The organism is Variovorax monticola (assembly GCF_051216855.1).
Classification (GTDB): Bacteria; Pseudomonadota; Gammaproteobacteria; order Burkholderiales; family Burkholderiaceae_C; genus Variovorax.
Map to the genome: position 1 here is coordinate 645,634 of NZ_JBPJZP010000004.1, position 17,421 is coordinate 663,054.

A 17,421-nucleotide genomic window follows, 5' to 3' on the forward strand; every position below is an offset into this window, starting at 1 on the left:
TTTCGCCCGCGGCTGCGCGCGGCGATTTCCGGTTCTCCCCCATCCCCATGTCCCACGGTCTCAATCTCGCGCAGCAGGAAGCTGTCAACTACATGCACGGTCCCTGCCTGGTGCTTGCAGGCGCAGGCTCGGGCAAGACGCGGGTGATCACGCACAAGATCGGCCGCCTCATCCAGGCCGGCCTGGAGCCCAAGCGCATCGCGGCCATCACATTCACCAACAAGGCCGCGGCGGAAATGCGCGAGCGCGCGAAGGACCTGATCGGCAAGGACGCGCGCAAGGTGGTGGTGTGCACCTTCCACGCGCTGGGCGTGCGCATGATGCGCGAGGACGGCGCGGTGCTCGGGCTGAAGCCCGCGTTCAGCATCCTGGACAGCGACGACGTCACCAAGATCCTGAAGGACGCCGGCGGCAGCACCGACGCGGCCACCGCCCGCATCTGGCAGTGGACCATCAGCAAGTGGAAGAACATGGGCCTGAACGCCGCGCAGGCCGAGGCCGCCGCGGTGGACGACAACGAGCGCATCACCGCCAAAATCATGGGCCGCTACGAAGAGCGCCTGCAGGCCTACCAGAGCGTGGACTTCGACGACCTGATCGGCATGCCGCTGAAGCTGCTGCACGAATTTCCGGAGGTACGCGCCAAGTGGCAGGCCGCGCTGGGCCACATCCTGGTGGACGAATACCAGGACACCAACGCCACCCAGTACGAAGTGCTGAAAGCCCTGGTCGGCGAGCACGGCCAGTTCACCGCGGTGGGCGACGACGACCAGTCGATCTACGGCTGGCGCGGCGCCACGCTGGACAACCTGCGCAAGCTGCCGATCGACTACCCCAAGCTCAAGGTCATCAAGCTGGAGCAGAACTACCGCTCCACCAGCGCCATCCTGCGCGCGGCCAACAACGTGATCGGGCCCAACCCCAAGCTGTTTCCCAAGACGCTGTTCTCCGAGCTCGGCGAAGGCGAGCCGGTGCGCATCGTGGACGCCGACAGCGAGCTGCACGAGGCCGAGCGCGCGGTGGCGCGCATCGTGAGCATCCGCGCGGGCGATGCGATCACGCAGGGCCAGCAGCACAAGGAGTTTCGCGACTTCGCCATCCTGTACCGCGCCAACCACATGGCGCGCGTGTTCGAGCAGGCGCTGCGCAAGGCGCAGATTCCGTACAAGGTGTCGGGCGGCCAGAGCTTCTTCGACCGCGCCGAAATCAAGGACCTGTGCGGCTGGTTCCGCCTGTGGGTCAACAACGACGACGACCCCGCGTTCCTGCGCGCCATCACCACGCCCAAGCGCGGCATCGGCCACACCACGCTCGCGAGCCTGGGCACCTTCGCCAGCCAGTACAAGCTGAGCCTGTTCGAGGCGCTGTTCAGCCCGTCGCTGCCCAGCGTGATGCCCAAGCGCACGCTGGAGGGCATCCACGAGTTCGGCCGCTACATCAACGACCTGGAGTACCGCGCGCGCCGCACCATGGGCGCGGAAGACTCGCGCACCTTCATGCTCGACTGGCTGAAGGAGATCGACTACGAAAAGCACCTGTACGACGGCGAAGACAGCGAAGCCGCCGCGGCCTCGCGCTGGACCAACGTGCTGGAGTTCGTCGACTGGATGTCCCAGCGCGCCGGCGGCACGCTGGACGACACCTCCGGCGCCGACAGCAACATCGAGACCGAGCGCAAGAGCCTGCTGGAGGTGGCGCAGACCATCTCGCTGCTGTCGACCATCAGCGAGCGCGAGCAGGACCAGAACGTGGTCACGCTGTCCACCCTGCACGCCTCCAAGGGCCTGGAGTGGCCGCACGTGATGCTGATCGGCGTGAGCGAGGGCCTGCTGCCCTTCAAGCTCGACGACGACAACGGCCGCCAGCAGGTGATCAGCGACGAGACGCTGCAGCGCCTGCAGGAAGAGCGCCGCCTGATGTACGTGGGCATCACCCGCGCCCAGCGCAGCCTGGCCGTGAGCTGGACCAAGAAGCGCAAGCAGGGCCGCGAGATGGTGCCCTGCGTGCCCAGCCGCTTCATCGCCGAGATGGGCCTGAGCAAGGAAACCATCCGCGAAGACCCGCGCGAAAAGCTCAAGGCGCTGCGCGCCGAGTTCGCGCGCAAGGCGCAGGACAGCGCGGCCAAGGCCGCCGCCACCCCATGACGAAAACCCGAACGCCTTTCACCGCCACGCTCCTGGCCGCCACCTTGCTCGCAACCGCCGCGCTCGCGGGCTGCGCCATCGGCCGCGGGAACCCCGACTGCCCCACCGACGCGCGCGAGCTGCCGCTGCCTTCGCTCTACGGCCGCTGGGAGGCGCGCTTCGACGGCCTGCCCGCCGTGGCCGCCGTGCAGCTGGGCAAGCACCCCGACTACGACGGCGTGCGCGGCACCATCACGCGCAACCCCGACAACCCCGCCAAGGCCACGGTCGCGCAGCTCGCGGGCGACGTGGACGACGAAGGCGCGCTCTCCATCGACGAGTCGCAGGACGGCCGCGCCATCAGCGGCGTGTGGTCCGGCAAGCTGCAGGTCCGCTCGTGCGGCCGCGAATTCAGGGGCACGTGGCGCAACGCCGCCGACGAAAGCACCCACCCGTTCGTGCTCAGCAAGACAGCCGCGCCGGCGGCAGCGCAAGGAAAGCCATGAAGAAACCTCCACCCTCCTTCCAGTTCGGCCGGCTCGCCGCGCTGGCCGCCTGCCTGGGCGGCGCGGCCGCCGCGCAGGCGCAGGCCGTCGACAAGCCGGCCAGCCCGCTGGCCGACGCGCAGCTCACCTGGCAGCAATGCAGCGCGCTGGGCGCCAACAACGAGGCACGCCTGGCCTGCTTCGACCGCTGGGCGCAGCAGCAGACGCTGCCCTCCGCCTTGGTGCCCGCGGCGCCGCCGGTGCTCGCGAGCACGCAGGCGCCACCGGTGGACGGCAGCATTCCGGCCACGCGCGTGGTCTCGGTGGCCACCACCGAGGGCTGCCGCGACCGCCAGTACTCCACGCTGTCGCGCTTCTGGGAGCTGGAGAACGCCACCGACTGCGGCACCTTCGGCTTTCGCGGCTACCGCCCGCTGAGCGTGTCGGTCTCGGCCGCCACCAAGAAGCCCGAAACGCCCACCTCGCCCTCGGCCGACCACACCGGCACGCCGACTGCCTACCAGGCCAACGAAATGCGCATCGGCCTGTCGGTGCGCACCAAGCTCGCGCAGGGCATGCTCACGCAGGACGACCCGACCAAAAAAGACTCGCTGTGGTTCGCCTACACGCAGCAGTCGACCTGGCAGCTGTTCAACGGCGCCATCTCGCGGCCGTTTCGCACCACCGACCACGAGCCCGAGCTGATGTATGTCTACCCGACCGACTTCAAGCTGCCCGGCGGCTGGCGCTGGCGCTATGCGGGGCTGGGCATCGTGCACCAGTCGAACGGCCAGAGCCTGCCGCTGTCGCGCAGCTGGAACCGCGTGTACCTGATGGGCGGCGCCGAGCTGGACGACCGCTTCACCATCACCGGGCGCATCTGGAAGCGCATTGCCGAGAGCGCCGCCAAGGACGACAACCCCGACATCGCCGACTACATCGGCCGCGCCGAGCTCACCGGGCGCTGGAACTTCAACCGCGACAACCAGTTCGGCATCACGGTGCGCAACAACCTGCGCGACAGCGGACGCGGCTCCGTGCGCCTCGAGTGGCTCAAGGCCATCGGCGACCCGACCAAGAGCAACCTGCGCTTCCACACGCAGCTGTTCTCGGGCTACGGCGACACGCTGGTGGACTACAACCGCAAGCGCACGGTGCTGAGCATCGGCCTGAGCCTGGTGGATTTCTGACCCTTCCTTCGTCCTCTCACTTCGACAAAGCCTCATGAGTGCTGACCTCACCCCCGTCGACGCCGCGCAACGCGAGATCATCGCGGCGCTGCATGTCGCCCCCGTGTTCGATGCCGCGCAGGAACTGGTGCGCCGCGTCGACTTTCTCGCCAGCTACCTGCAGCGCACCGGCCTGAAGACGCTGGTGCTGGGCATCAGCGGCGGTGTCGATTCGCTGACCGCCGGCTGCCTCGCGCAGCGCGCCGTCGAGCAACTGCGCGCCGGCGGCCACGACGCCACCTTCATCGCCATGCGCCTGCCCTACGGTGTGCAGAAGGACGAGGCCGAGGCGCAGGCCTCGCTCGCCGTCATCAAGCCCGACCGCACCGTGACGGTGGACATCCGCCCCGCGGCCGACGGCATGCTGGCCGCGCTGAAGGCCGGCGACCTGAAGTTCCGCGACGCGGCGCACGAAGACTTCGTGCTCGGCAACATCAAGGCGCGCGAGCGCATGGTGGCGCAGTTCGCGGTGGCCGGCGCGCACGACGGCATCGTCATCGGCACCGACCATGCGGCCGAGGCGCTGATGGGCTTCTTCACCAAGTTCGGCGACGGCGCGGCCGACATCACGCCGCTCACCGGCCTGAACAAGCGCCGAGTGCGCGCGGTGGCGCAGCTGCTGGGCGCGCCCGACGCGCTGGTCTACAAGGTGCCGACCGCCGACCTCGAGTCGCTGGTGCCGGGCAAGCCCGACGAAGACGCCTTCGGCGTCACCTACGAGCAGATCGACGACTTCCTCGAAGGCAAGCCGGTATCGGCCCAGGCGCGCGAGATCATTCTCTCGACGCACCGCAAGAGCGCCCACAAGCGCGCGCTGCCGGTCGAGCCCGCACCCGCCGAAAGCTGATGCCATGGCCCCCGAAGCCCTGACGCAGCAAGACATGCGGCAGCGCTTCGACGCCCTGCGCGCCGCAAGCCTGCGCGCACAGACGCCGCCCTGGCGCGAGCGTGCCGACCGGCTCAAGCGCCTGCGCGCGCTGGTCGTCGGCCACCGCGACGACATTGCCGCGGCCATCAGCGCCGACTTCCATCACCGCGCCGCGCAGGAGACCGAGCTGGCCGAGGTGTTTCCCAGCGTGGAGGGCATCGACCACGCGCTGCGCCACGGCCCGCGCTGGATGCGCGTGAAGCGCCGCGCCACCGGCCTGTGGTTCAAGCCCGCGTCGTCGCGCGTCATGCCGCAGCCGCTGGGCGTGGTCGGCATCGTGGTGCCGTGGAACTACCCGCTGTACCTGGCGGTGGGCCCGATGACCGCGGCGCTGGCGGCGGGCAACCGCGTGATGGTGAAGCAGTCGGAGTTCACGCCGCGCTTCGCCGCGCTGTTCGCCACGCTGGTAGGCAAGGCCTTCGCGCCCGACGAGATCCACATCGTCAACGGCGACGCCGACACGGCGCGCGCGTTTTCCGCCCTGCCCTTCGACCACCTGCTGTTCACCGGCTCCACCGCCGTGGGCCACCAGGTGATGCGCGCCGCGAGCGAGAACCTCACGCCGGTGACGCTGGAGCTCGGCGGCAAGTCGCCCGCGATCATCGGGCCCGGTGCCAACTTCGAAAAAGCCGTGGAGCGCATCCTCGTGGGCAAGACGCTGAACGCAGGCCAGACCTGCATCGCGCCCGACTACGTGCTGTTGCCCGAAGGCCAACGCCAGCACTTCATCGATGCGGCACGGCGCGTGTTTTCACAGATGTACCCGCGGCTGGAAACCAGCACCGACTACACCAGTATCGTGAGCCCGCGCCACTTCGCGCGGCTGCAGGAACTGTGCGCAGCGGCGCAGCAGGAAGGCGCCACCGCCGTGACTTTGTGCGGCACGCCGCCCGACGAAGCAACGCGTCGCTTTCCGCCCGTGCTGCTGACCGGCGTGCACGACGGGATGCGCGTGATGCGCGAGGAAATCTTCGGCCCCCTGCTGCCGCTGATGACGTACCGCACCCTCGACGAAGCCATTGCCTACGTCAACGCGCACCCGCGCCCGCTGGCGCTCTACCTGTTCGAGAAAGACCGCGCCACCATCGATCGCGTGATGCACGAGACGGTGGCCGGCGGCGTGTCGATCAACGAGACCCTGATGCACGTGGCACAAGACGACCTGCCCTTCGGCGGCGTCGGCGCGAGCGGCATGGGGGCGTACCACGGCGAGCACGGCTTCCAGACCTTCTCGAAGATGAAGCCGATCTTTCACCAGTCGGCGTTCAACGGCGTGGGCCTGTTCCGGCCGCCCTACGGCAAGACCTTCGCGCGGATGATGAAGCTGCTGCTGCGCTGAGCACGCGGCGCCCGGCCCCACGACGCAAGCCGCAGTCTGCGGGCTACTTGAACTCGTCCACCGCCACGCCCAGCTTGCGCAGCTTGTCGTGCAGCGTCTGGCGCGCAATGCCCAGCGCGGTGGCCGTGGCCGGCTGGTCGCCGCGCTGGCGGCGCAGCTCCTCGACGATCACCGCGCGCTCGAACGACTCCACCTGCTGCGGCAGCCCGCGCGGCAAGGCCGGCACGCCCTCGGCGCTGCCGCCGCGCGCCAGCGTGAGCCGCTCGCCGAGCAGGCCCAGCACGAAGCGGTCGGCCACGTTGCGCAGCTCGCGCACGTTGCCGGGCCAGGCATAGGCCATCAGGTCGGCCAGTTGCGCATGGCTGGGCAGCGGCGCGGCGCGCTCGTAGCGGGTGGCGGCCTGCAGGGTGAAGTGCTCGAACAGCAGCGGAATGTCTTCGCGCCGCTCGCGCAGCGGCGGCAGCTCGATGAAGGCCACGCCCAGGCGGTAGTACAGGTCGGCCCTGAACTTCTTCTGGTCGCTCATGTCCTTCAGGTCGTCCTTGCTCGCGGCCACCACGCGGCAGTCGAAGGGAATGGTCTTGTTGGAGCCGATGCGCTCGATGCTGCGCTCCTGCAGCGCGCGCAGCAGCTTGATCTGCACGGCCATGGGCATGCTTTCGATCTCGTCGAGAAACAGCGTGCCGCCGCTGGCGTACTCGAACTTGCCCACGCGCACGCGGGCGGCACCGGTGAAGGCGCCGGCCTCGTGGCCGAACAGCTCGCTCTCGGCCAGCGCCTCGGGCAGGCCGCCGCAGTTGAGCGGCACGAAATGCTGGCGCCGGCGCGCGCTGTGGTCGTGCAGGCAGCGCGCCACCAGCTCCTTGCCGGTGCCGGTCTCGCCGTAGACCAGCACGTCGGCCGAGGTGTCGGCCAGCGTCTTCACGGTCTGGCGCACCTGCTGCATCTGCGCCGAGCGCCCGATCAGCACCGACTGGATGCCCTGCCAGTTCTCCAGCGCGTCGCGCAGCGCGCGCACCTGCAGCGTGAGCTGGCGGCGCTCGATGGCGTGGCGCACGATGGCCACCAGCCGCTCGGAGCTGAAGGGCTTCTCGATGAAGTCGTAGGCGCCCTCGCGCATGGCCTGCACGGCCATGGCGATGTGGCCGTGGCCGGTGACCAGGATCACCGGCAGCTCGGCATCGGTGTGGCGCAGCTCGGGCAGCCATTCGGTGCCGCTCATGCCCGGCAGGCGCACGTCGCTGATGACGATGGCAGGCACGCCGAAATCGATGTGCGCACGCGCGCGCTCGACGCTGGGAAAGGCGTCGACGTCGAAACCGGCCAGGGTCAGCACCTGGGTCGTGCTGACGCGGACGTCTTCGTCGTCCTCGACCAGCAGCACCCGGATGGCAGGGGCTTCGCTCACGGGGGGGTCACTCCTGTTGTGCAAGGGGGGAAAGAAGGTCCGCGGCCATTGCCGCGGGCAGGTCGACCACGAAGCATGCCCCGCCGCCGTTCAGGTTGGTGGCGCGCAGCGTGCCGTCCATGGCCCGCACCAATTGTGCCGAGATGACGAGCCCCAGGCCCAACCCCGACCCCGCCGGCTTGCGGGTCACGAAGGGCTCGAACAGGCGCGGCAGCACGTCGGGGTGGATGCCGGGGCCGGTGTCGCTCACGCTCAGCACCGCGCGGCCTTCCTTCGCCCGCGCTTCCAGGCGCAGCGTGCGCACGGGCGCGTCCTGCATGGCGTCGATGGCGTTGCGCATCAGGTTGGCGAGCACGCTGCCCAGGGCGGCCTCCTCGGCCATGACGCTCAGCGAGGCGGGCTGCACGTCGACCTCGAGCGTCACGCGCTGCTTCTTCGAGGCCTCGGCCACGATCACCTGCGCGTCGGCAATGGCCTGCGACAGCCGCAGCGGCGCCAGCGGCAGGTCGCTCTTGTGCGCGAAGGTCTTCAGCTGCGTGGTAAGGCGCGCGAGCCGGTCGACCATGTGGCGGATGCGCTCCAGGTTGCCGCGCACGTCGTCCAGCCGGTTCCTGTCGAGCAGGATGCCCGCGCTCTCCGACAGCGTGCGCATGGCCGTGAGCGGCTGGTTGAGCTCGTGCACCACGCCGGCCGACATCTGGCCCAGCGCGGCCATCTTTCCCGCGTGCACCAGCTCGCCCTGCGCGGCGCGCAGCTGCGCGGTGCGCGCCACCACGGTCGATTCGAGCGTGTCGTGCGCCGCCTGCAGCGCGGCCTGGCTGGCCAGCTTCTGGCGCACCGCGCGGCGGCGCAGCCACAGTGCCACGGCCACCAGCAACAGCACCGCCATCGCCAGGCTGGCCGTGATGGCCGCGTTGCGCGCCGCCACGCGCACGGGCGCCAGGTCGTCCAGCACCACCAGCTGCCAGGGCGCGCCGCGCAGGGTGCGGGCGGTGGCGAGCTGTTCGCGCCCGTCCAGAGAGATCACCTGCACGTCGCGGTCCAGCGCCTCCTTGGGCGTCCACTGCAGCGGCTGCAGGCCGGCATCGCCGTAGGGGCGCGAGCGCAGCACTTCGGCGCGCTGCAGCGCGTCGAGCGGCAGCAGCGGCCTGAACTTCAGCGCCTCGCGCGTGGCCAGGATGACCACGCCGCGCTGGTCTATCAGCGCCACGTCGCCGGGCAGCTTGCGCCAGGCGCGCTCGGCCTCCTCGAGGTTGACCTTCACCGCCACCACGCCGCGCTGCGGCTGGCCACGCCGCAGCGCATACGACAGGTAGTAGCCTGGCCGCTTGCTGGTGATGCCCACGCCGTAGAAGCGGCCCCGGCCCTGGCCCAGCGCGTCGATCACGTAGGGGCGGAACGACAGGTCCTGGCCCAGCGTGGTGCCGGGCTTGTCCCAGTCGGAGGCGGCCAGCGAGGTGCCCGAGGCGTCGAGCACGTAGAGCATCTCGGCGCCCGCGGTGGCGTTGACGCCGTCCAGGTAGCGGTTGACGGCGTCGCGCAGGTGCGTGTCGGTGGGCGTGCCGAGCAGCGCCGGCACGATGGGCGTCATCTCCAGCAGCGCGGGCAGGTAGTCGAAGCGGGCCAGGTCGGCGTCCAGGCCGGTGGCGAGCATGTCCAGGCGGTGGTCGGCCGCCTCGCGCAGGCGCGCCAGGCCGGCCTGCATGGCGAACTGGTGGCCGGCGAAGGCGGCCACCGCCACCAGGGCCAGCGCGCCGCACCAGCGCGGCAATGTGTGCCAGCGCCGGGCACTGTCGGCGGGCAGGTCGATGCGGCGAACGGGCTCCCTTGAAATCATGGGAGCGTTATTGCACAAGGGCGCACCGCCCGCATCGGTGGCAGCCCCATGACCCCAGGCCCCCTGCCGCGGGGGCCGGGGCTTCGGGGCTCAGGCCCGGCGCGGCGTGCCGGCAGGCATGTGCGTGTCGGTGGCGTCGAGCACGCGCTCGGGCGCGTCGGCCTCTGCCGCGGTTTCCTGGTTCAGGTGCTGGTGCATGCGCACGGTGTCCAGGTCGCCGGTCCACTTGGCGACCACCAGGGTGGCCACGCCGTTGCCGATCAGGTTGGTCAGCGCACGCGCCTCCGACATGAAGCGGTCGATACCCAGGATGAGCGCCAGCCCCGCCACCGGCACGTGGCCCACCGCCGACAGCGTGGCCGCCAGCACGATGAAGCCGCTGCCGGTGACGCCCGCCGCGCCCTTCGAGGTGAGCAGCAGCACGGCCAGCAGCGTGAGCTGCTGCGTGAGCGTCATGTCGGTGTTGGTCGCCTGCGCGATGAACACCGCCGCCATCGTCAGGTAGATCGAGGTGCCGTCGAGGTTGAACGAGTAGCCCGTGGGCACCACCAGGCCGACCACCGACTTCTTCGCGCCCAGGTTCTCCAGCTTGGCCATCATGCGCGGCAGCACCGACTCGCTGGACGAGGTGCCCAGCACGATGAGCAGCTCTTCCTTGATGTACTTGATGAACTTCCAGATGCTGAACCCGTGGAACCGGGCAATGCCCCCCAGCACCACGAAGATGAACAGCAGGCAGGTCAGGTAGAAGGTGGCCATCAGCTGGCCCAGCTGCAGCAGCGAGCTCACGCCGTACTTGCCGATGGTGAAGGCCATGGCCCCGAAGGCACCGATGGGCGCGAGCTTCATGATGTAGCCCACGATCACGAACAGCACGTGCGAGCCCTTCTCGATCACGTCGAACACCAGCGTGCCGCGCCCGCCGAACTTGTGCAGCGCAAAGCCGAACATCACCGCGATCAGCAGCACCTGCAGGATCTCGCCCTTGGCGAAGGCATCCACCAGCGTGTTGGGAATGATGTTGAGCACGAAGTCGGTGGTGCTCTGCATCTTGCCGGGGCCGGTGTAGGCCGCGATGCCCTTGGTGTCGAGCTGGCTCACGTCCACGTTCATGCCCACGCCGGGGCGCACGATGTTGATGATGACCAGGCCCACGACCAGCGCGATGCTGCTGACCACCTCGAAGTACAAGAGCGCCAGGCCGCCGGTCTTGCCGACCTTCTTCATGTCTTCCATGCCGGCGATGCCCACCACCACCGTGCAGAAGATGATGGGCGCGATGATCATCTTGATCAGCTTGATGAAGCCGTCGCCCAGCGGCTTCATCGAGGCGCCGGTGTCGGGCCAGAAATGCCCCAGCAGCACCCCCAGCACGATGGCCGTGATGACCTGGAAGTACAGGGACTTGTACAGGGGTTGGGAGGTTCTGGCTCGGGGTGGGTGTTCCACGGGGGTGCTCATCGGTGTGTCTCCAGTCGCAAGGCGGCGCGCCGCATCGGGCGATGCGGTCGGCCCTTTGACTGAGCAATCGATATGCCACGCGCTGCGAGGCATGCCGCGCGCGCCAAGTCGTTGATTTCATGGGCATTCGCACGAGGGCGCCTGCAACGGCGCGCCGACGATCCGGATGGCGTCCACCCTGCCCGTCCGATCCACCGGACCGATACCCGAGGGCAAACCCTAGCTAAGACAGCGATGTCAGACTTCAAGCATGACCGACACCCCAGCACCGGCACAGGCGAGCGACACCGCCTCCAGGCGCATCGCGCTCACCGTGGCCGCCGCCTTCTTCATGGAGACGCTGGACGCCACCGTCATCGTCACGGCGCTGCCGGCCATCGGCGCGGGCTTCGGCATCGGCGCGCTGGACGCGAGCCTGGGCGTGACCATCTACCTGATCGCCATGGCGGCGCTGGTGCCGGCGGCGGGCTGGTGCGCCGGGCGCTTCGGCGCGCGGCGGGTGTTCGCGCTGGCGGTCGGCACCTTCACCGTGGCGTCGCTACTGTGCGGGCTCGCGCCGACCTTCGAGGCCTTCGTGGCGGCCCGCGTGCTGCAGGGGGCGGCGGCGGCCTTCATGTCGCCGGTGGGGCGGCTGGTGGTGCTGCGCGAGACGCCCCGGCACCGGCTGATCGAGGCCATCGGCACCATCACCTGGCCCGGCCTCATTGCGCCGGTGCTCGGGCCGCCGCTGGGCGGGCTCATCGCCACGCATGCGTCGTGGCGCTGGATCTTCCTGCTGAACGTGCCGCTGGGGCTGGTGGGGCTGCTGCTGATCCTGCGGCTGTTTCCGCGCCGCACCGACGTGGCGCCCACGCGCTTCGACGCGCCCGGCTTCGTGCTGACCGCCGTGGCGCTGGCCGCGCTGGTCGAAGGCCTCACGCGCCTGGGCGGGCCGCACCCGGGCTCGGCCACCACGCTGGGCCTGCTGGCCGTGGGCGCCATCGCCGCCGCGGCCGCGGTGCGCCATGCACGTCGGGCCGCCGCGCCCATGCTCGACCTGCGCGCGCTGGCCGTGCCGACCTATGCCATCGCCACCGCCACGGCGGGCTTCGTCTCGCGCGTGGCCATCAACGCCTCGCCCTTCCTGCTGCCGCTGATGTTCCAGATCGGCTTCGGCATGACGGCGTTCCAGGCCGGCTCGATGCTGCTGGTGTACATGGGCGGCAACCTCGTGATGAAGAGCGCCACCACCGCGGTGCTGCGCCGCTTCGGCTTTCGCCGGGTGCTGACGGTGAACGGCGCGATCTGCGCCGCCACGCTGTTCGCCTGCGGCTTCCTCGCGCCCGGCGACCCGCTGCCGTGGGTGTGCGTGCTGCTGTTCGTGGCCGGCATGGCGCGCTCGATGAACTACACCGCCATCAACACCCTGGCCTTCGCCGACGTGCCCGACACCGCGCGCGCCGGTGCCAGCACGCTCGGCACGATGCTGCAGCAGGTGTCGCTGGCGCTGGGCGTGGCGCTGGGCGCGATGGTGCTGGGCGCGTCGAAGGCGCTGCGCGAAGCGCCGGCGGTGCAGCTGGTGGACTTTCACCATGCCTGGTACGTGGTGGCCGCGCTGATGGCGGCGGCCACGCTGATGTCGCTGCGGCTGGACCGCGAGGCGGGCATGGCGGTGTCGAGCAGGCGCTGAGGCCGAACGCCGCACAAGACGGTGCGACACAGCGGGCCCTGCACGGTCTATGCTGGCCGCTTCTGCCACCGCACCGCAAAGGCCCCCTTGGACACAGATCTCGCAGCGGAATGCAACCCGCTGCTGCCGGCCGGATGGACCTTCGAACTGCAGCTGAGCCGGCGTGCCGAAGGCGGGTTCAGCGGCGTGGGCGTGCTGCTGCGCCGGGGCTTGCCGATGTGCCACCTGACCCTGCCCGGCCTGCGCGGCGACCGCGCGCAAGCGCTGGGCTCGGTGAAGCGGCGCGTGGAAGCATGGCTGGCCGAATGGCAGTCGCGCGACTTGTCACCGGCACTGCCGGCCTAGCCGTTCACCTGTGCCGCGCCGGCAAACCCGGCCCACCGTTCTTTACTGACCTTCCGGAGAAATTGTCATGTCCCTGCACATCGGTGTGGTCGGCTGCTCGGCCGAAGGTGCCGCGCTCTGCTGCCGCACGCTCTGCGTGGAAGGCGCCTCGTACCTGGGCACGCCCCACGCGCACCCCGAGGTGTCGATGCACACCCATTCGCTGGCCGCCTATGTCGAGTGCCTGGAGCGCAAAGACTTGGAAGGCGTGGCGCGGCTGATGCTGTCGTCGGCAGGCAAGCTGGCCGCGGCCGGCGCCGATTTTCTGGTCTGCCCCGACAACACCATCCACCAGGCGATGCACCTCGTGCGGCCGCGCTCGCCGCTGCCGTGGCTGCACATCGCCGAGGTGGTCGCGGCCGAAGCGGCGGCGCGCGGGTTTCGCCGGGTGGGCGTGCTGGGCACGCGCTGGCTGGTCGACAGCGAGGTCTATCCGCAGGCGCTCGCCGCGGCGGGCCTGCAGGCCGTGAAGCCCGATGCGCAGGAGCGCGCCGTGCTGGGCCGGATCATCATGGACGAGCTGGTGCGCGGTGTGCCGCGCCCCGAATCCACCGTGGTGCTGCAACGCATGATCGACGGCCTGGAGGCACGCGGCTGCGACGCCGTGGCGCTGGGCTGCACCGAGCTGCCGCTGGTGCTGAACGACGGCAACTCGGCGCTGCCCACGCTGGACTCCACGCGCCTGCTGGCGCGCGCGGCGCTGCGGCACGCCACGGCCTGAGCGCGGCGGACCCGCACCGCATTCGCACCGGTCAGAACTTGCCGAGCACGTTCAGGAACCACCCCTTGCTGCGATAGCTCATGTCGGTGAGGTTGTCGGAGTAGTCGGTGAAGTTGTAGCCCACGCCCACCTTCAGGTTCTCGTTGACGTGGTAGTACGCGGCGGTGACCCAGCCGCTCTTGCGGTCCTGGAGCTCGCGCGCGCGCAGCGTGCGCCACTCGACCATCCAGTCCCAGTTGCGCACCAGCTTCCAGTCCACGCGCAGCACCGCGAGTTCGGCAGAGCTCTTGAACCACGGCGCGCTGCTGTCGCGGCTGGCGCGCAGCTCGCCGCGGCGCCAGGCGTACTTGCCGCCCAGCGTCCAGCGCTCGTTCAGGTCCCAGGTGGCGTCGATGGCGAACACGTGGCTGCGCTGCTGGTAGTCGATGCCGGTGGTCGAGACGGTGCCCAGGCTCGAATCGACCCCGCCCGACACCACCTGGCCCGGCGACGACAGGTCGTACAGGTAGGTGTACTTGAACAGCAGGTTCAGCCGGTCGTCGAAGGCCGGGCGCAGCGCGTAGCCGAGCATGGCTTCGGTGTACTTGGCCGCGGCCAGCGTGCCGGTGGTGCTGTCGCTGTCGGCCCAGTTGAACTTGCCGACCCAGCGCGCGTCGTCGTCCACCTTCCAGCTCAGCGAGTTCTTCACCAGCCAGCTGGTGCGCGTCTCCGCCGTGGTGCGGTCCTTGCGGTACTCCAGGCCGCCGCTGTACTTGAGCCGCTCGCTCGAATAGCCGGTGGTGAAGGCCACGGCCTCGCGGCGCGTGGCGCCCAGCGTCTCGGCGCCGACCCAGCCGTTCTCGAAGTTGACGCCGAAGGTCCAGCGCGTGTCGGGGGCGTACTGCACGCCGTAGGCATGCGTGAGGCCCGGCTGCGCGCCGGTGGCCTGGCGGTGCTCGGTGAACATGGTGAGGCCGTCGCCCACGCGCGAGCGCACACCCGTCACCAGGCTGCCGCCGCGGCCGATGAGGTTCTCGTCGGTGCGCCCGGTGTCGGCCGCGTAGGTCATGTACAGGTTGGAGCGGTCGTCGTACTGGTAGTCGACGCCGGCCTTGCCGGCCACCCCGCCGTCGCCGGTGGACAGTTCGCCGCGCAGCGCGAGCTTGTCGCTCACGCGGTAGCGCCCGCCCAGGCCCAGCCGGTCGTTCTCCAGCCGCGTGCCGGTGCGCCGCAGGGTTTTCTGCGCGAAGCCGTAGGCGCTCCATGTGTCGTTGCCGGTGTACTCCAGCTGCACCACGGCGTCGGCGCGCTCGCCCGACACGGCCTGCGTGGTCGGCAGCGACGGGCTGGTGATGAGCGCGTCGCCGGTCTTGTCGTCGTAGCGCATGCCCAGGCCGAGCTTCCACGCGGGCGACAGGGCCAGGGCGTACTGCGCGTCGAGCACGCTGGCGTTGTAGCCGTTGCGCTCGTCGCGGCGGTCGGCCTTCAGGCGCAGCTCGCCGAGCTCGGCCTTCTCGCCGAAGGGCACGGTGGCCTGCATGCCGACCTGGCGCGTGGCATTGCTCGCGTACTGCCCCGGCGCGGAAAAGCCCGCGTCGCGCGACTGCGCATAGGCGCTCACGCGCCCGCCGCCGCGGATGTCGTAGTCGCCCAGGTCGGCCTGGCCTTCCAGGCGCCAGGCGCTGGCGTTGCCGGTGGGTCCGTTGCCGAGGCGGTTGCCCAGCGCGCCGTTGCGCCCGGTGAAGCTGAACCCGCCGTCCATCGAGTCGAGCTGGCCGGTGCCCGGGCCCTTGCTGCGCGCGAACTCGCCCTTGGCGTAGGTGTTCTCGGTCTTGCGCAGCGTGAGGTCGGCGCCGGCCAGGCGCTGGTCGCCGCCGATCTGGTCCTGGCGCGATGCGGTCACGCCCACGCCCACGTGGTCGTTGGCCCACCACGACACGCGCCCGCCCACGGCGAGCGTGTCCAGCGAGGTCGCCAGCGGCGTGTATTCGTAGTCCACCACCAGGTAGGCCGGCATGCCGGTGAGGCCGCCGGCGCGCACCAGCGCACCGTCGTCCGACAGGCTGGGCAACGGCGCGGACAGCAGCACGCGGCCCTGCAGGTAGTCGATCTCGTAGTCGGAGCTGGGCACGAGCTGCGTGCGCTTGACCACGAAGCCCGAGTCGCGGTCGCGAATTTCCAGCGTCACGCGCTCGGCGCCGCGCGTGATGTCCTGGTTGCGCAGGTAGTACAGCGAGCCGCCGGTGCCGCGAAATTCCTCGCGCGCGGCCAGCGTGCCGGGCTCGGCCGCGAAGGCGTCGACCTTCAGGCGCGCCTCGCCGAAGGCGGTGGCGTCTTCGCCCAGGTAGCGGCCATGAAAGCCGTACAGGCCGCGGCTCACGCGGGTGAGTTCGGTGTCGCCGAAGTTGAGCTTGAAGTTGCCCCACATGGCCTGCGAGCGGCCGTCGTCCACGCGCAGGTAGAAGCGGCCTTGCGTGGGCGCGTCCTCGATGGTGGTGGAGTCGTCGCCGAAGGTGCTCCACGAGTCCTCGGGGTCGAAGCGGCGAAACAGCGAGGTCGGGTCCTTGCGCTCGAGGTTGCGAAACAGCTCCTTCAGCGGGCGCTCTTCGGTGTCCACGCTGGCCGTGAGCGTCCAGCGGTCGTTCAGCTGGCCCTTGGCGTAGCCGGCGATGCGGCCTTCGCTCCAGCCGCCACCGCCGTAGCGGTTCTTGTCGTTGGTCATGATCGCGGCCGGCCCGCTCACGCTGTTGCTGCCCACGGTGAGGTCGGCCTGGCCCACGAAGAACCAGTCGCTGGCGGGCAGGTCGAAGTCGCGGCGGTAGGCGCGTGTGGCACCCTGTGCGTCGGTGACGGCGATCTCCCCGGTCTGCACGCGGCGCGGCACCAGCTGCTGGAACACGAAGCGCCCGTTCTCGTCCACCGGCACCGCGAAGCCGAGCGCGCGCACGCTCTCGCCCGGGCGGATGGCCGCGCCGCTGGCGGTGACGGTGCCGGCGGTGAGCGGAATGTTGGCGATGGCGATGTTGTTGTTGCCGTACCCGCGCAGCAGCTCGCGCGCGGGGTCGGGCGGCAGGCCGGTCTCGGGCCGGTGGCGCTGGGCCAGCGTGAGCGACAGGTCGTCGGTTTCGTCGAAGCGGCCCTGGCGGTCGTACACGCGCACGCGGTAGTACAGCTTTCCGGTGGCACCTTCCGCCAGGCGCTCCCGCAGGCTGTCGGGCACCTGCCACTCGCCGCGCAGGCCGGCGTCCAGCGGCACGGTGGCCAGCAGGCGGCGCTGCATCACGTCGTTGGCGGTGAACACGTGCAGCTCGGCCTTGGCGGTGAACAGCAGGTAGTTGCTGTAGCCGGCGAAGCGCACGGTGTCGCCGGCCACCACGGTGGTGGGCCAGGCGCTGGCGCTCAGGCGGCGCGGCTGCGAGAGGTTGTCGTACTGCAGGCGCAGCTGGTTGCGCTCCAGCTGCACGTCGACGCAGCGCTGGCGGTCGGCGCTGGTGGTGCCCTCGCCCGACGGCAGCACGCCGTCGGCGGGCCGCAACTGGCCGTCGACGCTCAGGCGCAGCGGCGCATCGTCGGTGCCGAAGGCTGTGAAGGTACGGCACACGCCCGGGTCGGCGGGGTTGGCCAGTTCGGCAGCGGGCAAGGGGGCGGCCTGCGGCAGTTCGCGTTCGCTGCTGCGCGGCAGGCGGCGCGCGCCGTCGATGTCCGCCGCGCGCGTGTCGGGGCCGGCCTGGTCGAGCATGCGCCCGCGCACCGCGCTGTCCTGCGCGACGGCGAGCCCCATGCCCAGGCACGCGGCGGTGACGGCGCCCGCAAGGGCCATGCGCTTCGGAAGCTGTCTTCTCATGTCGGCTCGCTGGA

General features: G+C 70.3%; 12 protein-coding genes. 8 read left to right on the forward strand and 4 right to left on the reverse strand.

Annotation, left to right across the window (positions count from 1 at the left end; translation table 11 throughout):
- Positions 1-47: 47 nt before the first annotated feature.
- From ACSFA5_RS17575 to ACSFA5_RS17595, 5 genes are read left to right on the forward strand one after another with little or no spacing between them, the layout of a single operon-like run.
- Positions 48-2,144, forward strand: coding sequence for an ATP-dependent helicase (locus ACSFA5_RS17575; protein WP_435445322.1), 2,097 nt, complete (start codon positions 48-50; stop codon positions 2,142-2,144).
- The gene (locus ACSFA5_RS17580; RefSeq protein ID WP_435445323.1) at positions 2,141-2,629 is read left to right on the forward strand and encodes a hypothetical protein; all 489 of its coding nucleotides are present in this window, start codon (positions 2,141-2,143) and stop codon (positions 2,627-2,629) included. The genes ACSFA5_RS17575 and ACSFA5_RS17580 overlap by 4 nt, the downstream gene beginning before the upstream one ends.
- The gene (locus ACSFA5_RS17585; protein ID WP_435445324.1) at positions 2,626-3,798 is read left to right on the forward strand and encodes a phospholipase A; all 1,173 of its coding nucleotides are present in this window, start codon (positions 2,626-2,628) and stop codon (positions 3,796-3,798) included. The genes ACSFA5_RS17580 and ACSFA5_RS17585 overlap by 4 nt, the downstream gene beginning before the upstream one ends.
- 34 nt (positions 3,799-3,832) lie before the next feature.
- Positions 3,833-4,684 carry an ammonia-dependent NAD(+) synthetase gene (gene nadE / locus ACSFA5_RS17590; protein WP_435445325.1) on the forward strand — a complete coding sequence of 284 codons (852 nt, stop codon included), beginning with the start codon at positions 3,833-3,835 and terminating at the stop codon, positions 4,682-4,684.
- Positions 4,685-4,688: 4 nt separating this feature from the next.
- The gene (locus ACSFA5_RS17595; protein ID WP_435445326.1) at positions 4,689-6,104 is read left to right on the forward strand and encodes a coniferyl aldehyde dehydrogenase; all 1,416 of its coding nucleotides are present in this window, start codon (positions 4,689-4,691) and stop codon (positions 6,102-6,104) included.
- Positions 6,105-6,147: 43 nt separating this feature from the next.
- On the opposite strand, the gene ACSFA5_RS17600 is transcribed toward ACSFA5_RS17595, so the two are convergent.
- The 3 genes from ACSFA5_RS17600 to ACSFA5_RS17610 all read right to left on the reverse strand — a co-directional run bounded on the left by ACSFA5_RS17600 (position 6,148) and on the right by ACSFA5_RS17610 (position 10,810).
- Entirely contained in the window at positions 6,148-7,512 is a 1,365-nt protein-coding gene (locus ACSFA5_RS17600; RefSeq protein ID WP_435445327.1) for a sigma-54-dependent transcriptional regulator, read from the reverse strand.
- Between the two features lie 7 nt (positions 7,513-7,519).
- Entirely contained in the window at positions 7,520-9,349 is a 1,830-nt protein-coding gene (locus tag ACSFA5_RS17605) for a sensor histidine kinase (RefSeq protein WP_435445328.1), read from the reverse strand.
- A 90-nt stretch (positions 9,350-9,439) separates the two neighbouring features.
- A complete protein-coding gene (locus tag ACSFA5_RS17610) occupies positions 9,440-10,810 on the reverse strand; it encodes a dicarboxylate/amino acid:cation symporter (protein WP_435445329.1) in 1,371 nt (456 codons plus the stop codon).
- A gap of 250 nt (positions 10,811-11,060) precedes the next feature.
- Here ACSFA5_RS17610 and ACSFA5_RS17615 point away from each other — a divergent pair, with 250 nt between their 5' ends.
- The 3 genes from ACSFA5_RS17615 to ACSFA5_RS17625 all read left to right on the forward strand — a co-directional run bounded on the left by ACSFA5_RS17615 (position 11,061) and on the right by ACSFA5_RS17625 (position 13,584).
- A complete protein-coding gene (locus tag ACSFA5_RS17615) occupies positions 11,061-12,479 on the forward strand; it encodes an MFS transporter (RefSeq protein ID WP_435445330.1) in 1,419 nt (472 codons plus the stop codon).
- Positions 12,480-12,566: 87 nt separating this feature from the next.
- A complete protein-coding gene (locus ACSFA5_RS17620) occupies positions 12,567-12,824 on the forward strand; it encodes a hypothetical protein (RefSeq protein WP_435445331.1) in 258 nt (85 codons plus the stop codon).
- A gap of 67 nt (positions 12,825-12,891) precedes the next feature.
- Positions 12,892-13,584 (forward strand): aspartate/glutamate racemase family protein, encoded by a 693-nt coding sequence (locus tag ACSFA5_RS17625; protein WP_435445332.1) that lies wholly within the window; start codon positions 12,892-12,894, stop codon positions 13,582-13,584.
- A 31-nt stretch (positions 13,585-13,615) separates the two neighbouring features.
- On the opposite strand, the gene ACSFA5_RS17630 is transcribed toward ACSFA5_RS17625, so the two are convergent.
- Complete coding sequence (locus ACSFA5_RS17630; protein ID WP_435445333.1) at positions 13,616-17,407, reverse strand: TonB-dependent receptor; 3,792 nt, start codon at positions 17,405-17,407, stop codon at positions 13,616-13,618.
- Between the last annotated feature and the right edge of the window lie 14 nt (positions 17,408-17,421).

Excerpts from the sequence above, each read along its gene's own strand:
- ACSFA5_RS17595 (WP_435445326.1), top strand. The coding sequence starts at position 4,689 with ATGGCCCCCGAAGCCCTGACGCAGCAAGACATGCGGCAGCGCTTCGAC.
- ACSFA5_RS17575 (WP_435445322.1), top strand. The coding sequence starts at position 48 with ATGTCCCACGGTCTCAATCTCGCGCAGCAGGAAGCTGTCAACTACATG.
- nadE (WP_435445325.1), top strand. The coding sequence starts at position 3,833 with ATGAGTGCTGACCTCACCCCCGTCGACGCCGCGCAACGCGAGATCATC.
- ACSFA5_RS17630 (WP_435445333.1), bottom strand. The coding sequence starts at position 17,407 with ATGAGAAGACAGCTTCCGAAGCGCATGGCCCTTGCGGGCGCCGTCACC.
- ACSFA5_RS17580 (WP_435445323.1), top strand. The coding sequence starts at position 2,141 with ATGACGAAAACCCGAACGCCTTTCACCGCCACGCTCCTGGCCGCCACC.
- ACSFA5_RS17625 (WP_435445332.1), top strand. The coding sequence starts at position 12,892 with ATGTCCCTGCACATCGGTGTGGTCGGCTGCTCGGCCGAAGGTGCCGCG.
- ACSFA5_RS17605 (WP_435445328.1), bottom strand. The coding sequence starts at position 9,349 with ATGATTTCAAGGGAGCCCGTTCGCCGCATCGACCTGCCCGCCGACAGT.
- ACSFA5_RS17585 (WP_435445324.1), top strand. The coding sequence starts at position 2,626 with ATGAAGAAACCTCCACCCTCCTTCCAGTTCGGCCGGCTCGCCGCGCTG.
- ACSFA5_RS17615 (WP_435445330.1), top strand. The coding sequence starts at position 11,061 with ATGACCGACACCCCAGCACCGGCACAGGCGAGCGACACCGCCTCCAGG.
- ACSFA5_RS17610 (WP_435445329.1), bottom strand. The coding sequence starts at position 10,810 with ATGAGCACCCCCGTGGAACACCCACCCCGAGCCAGAACCTCCCAACCC.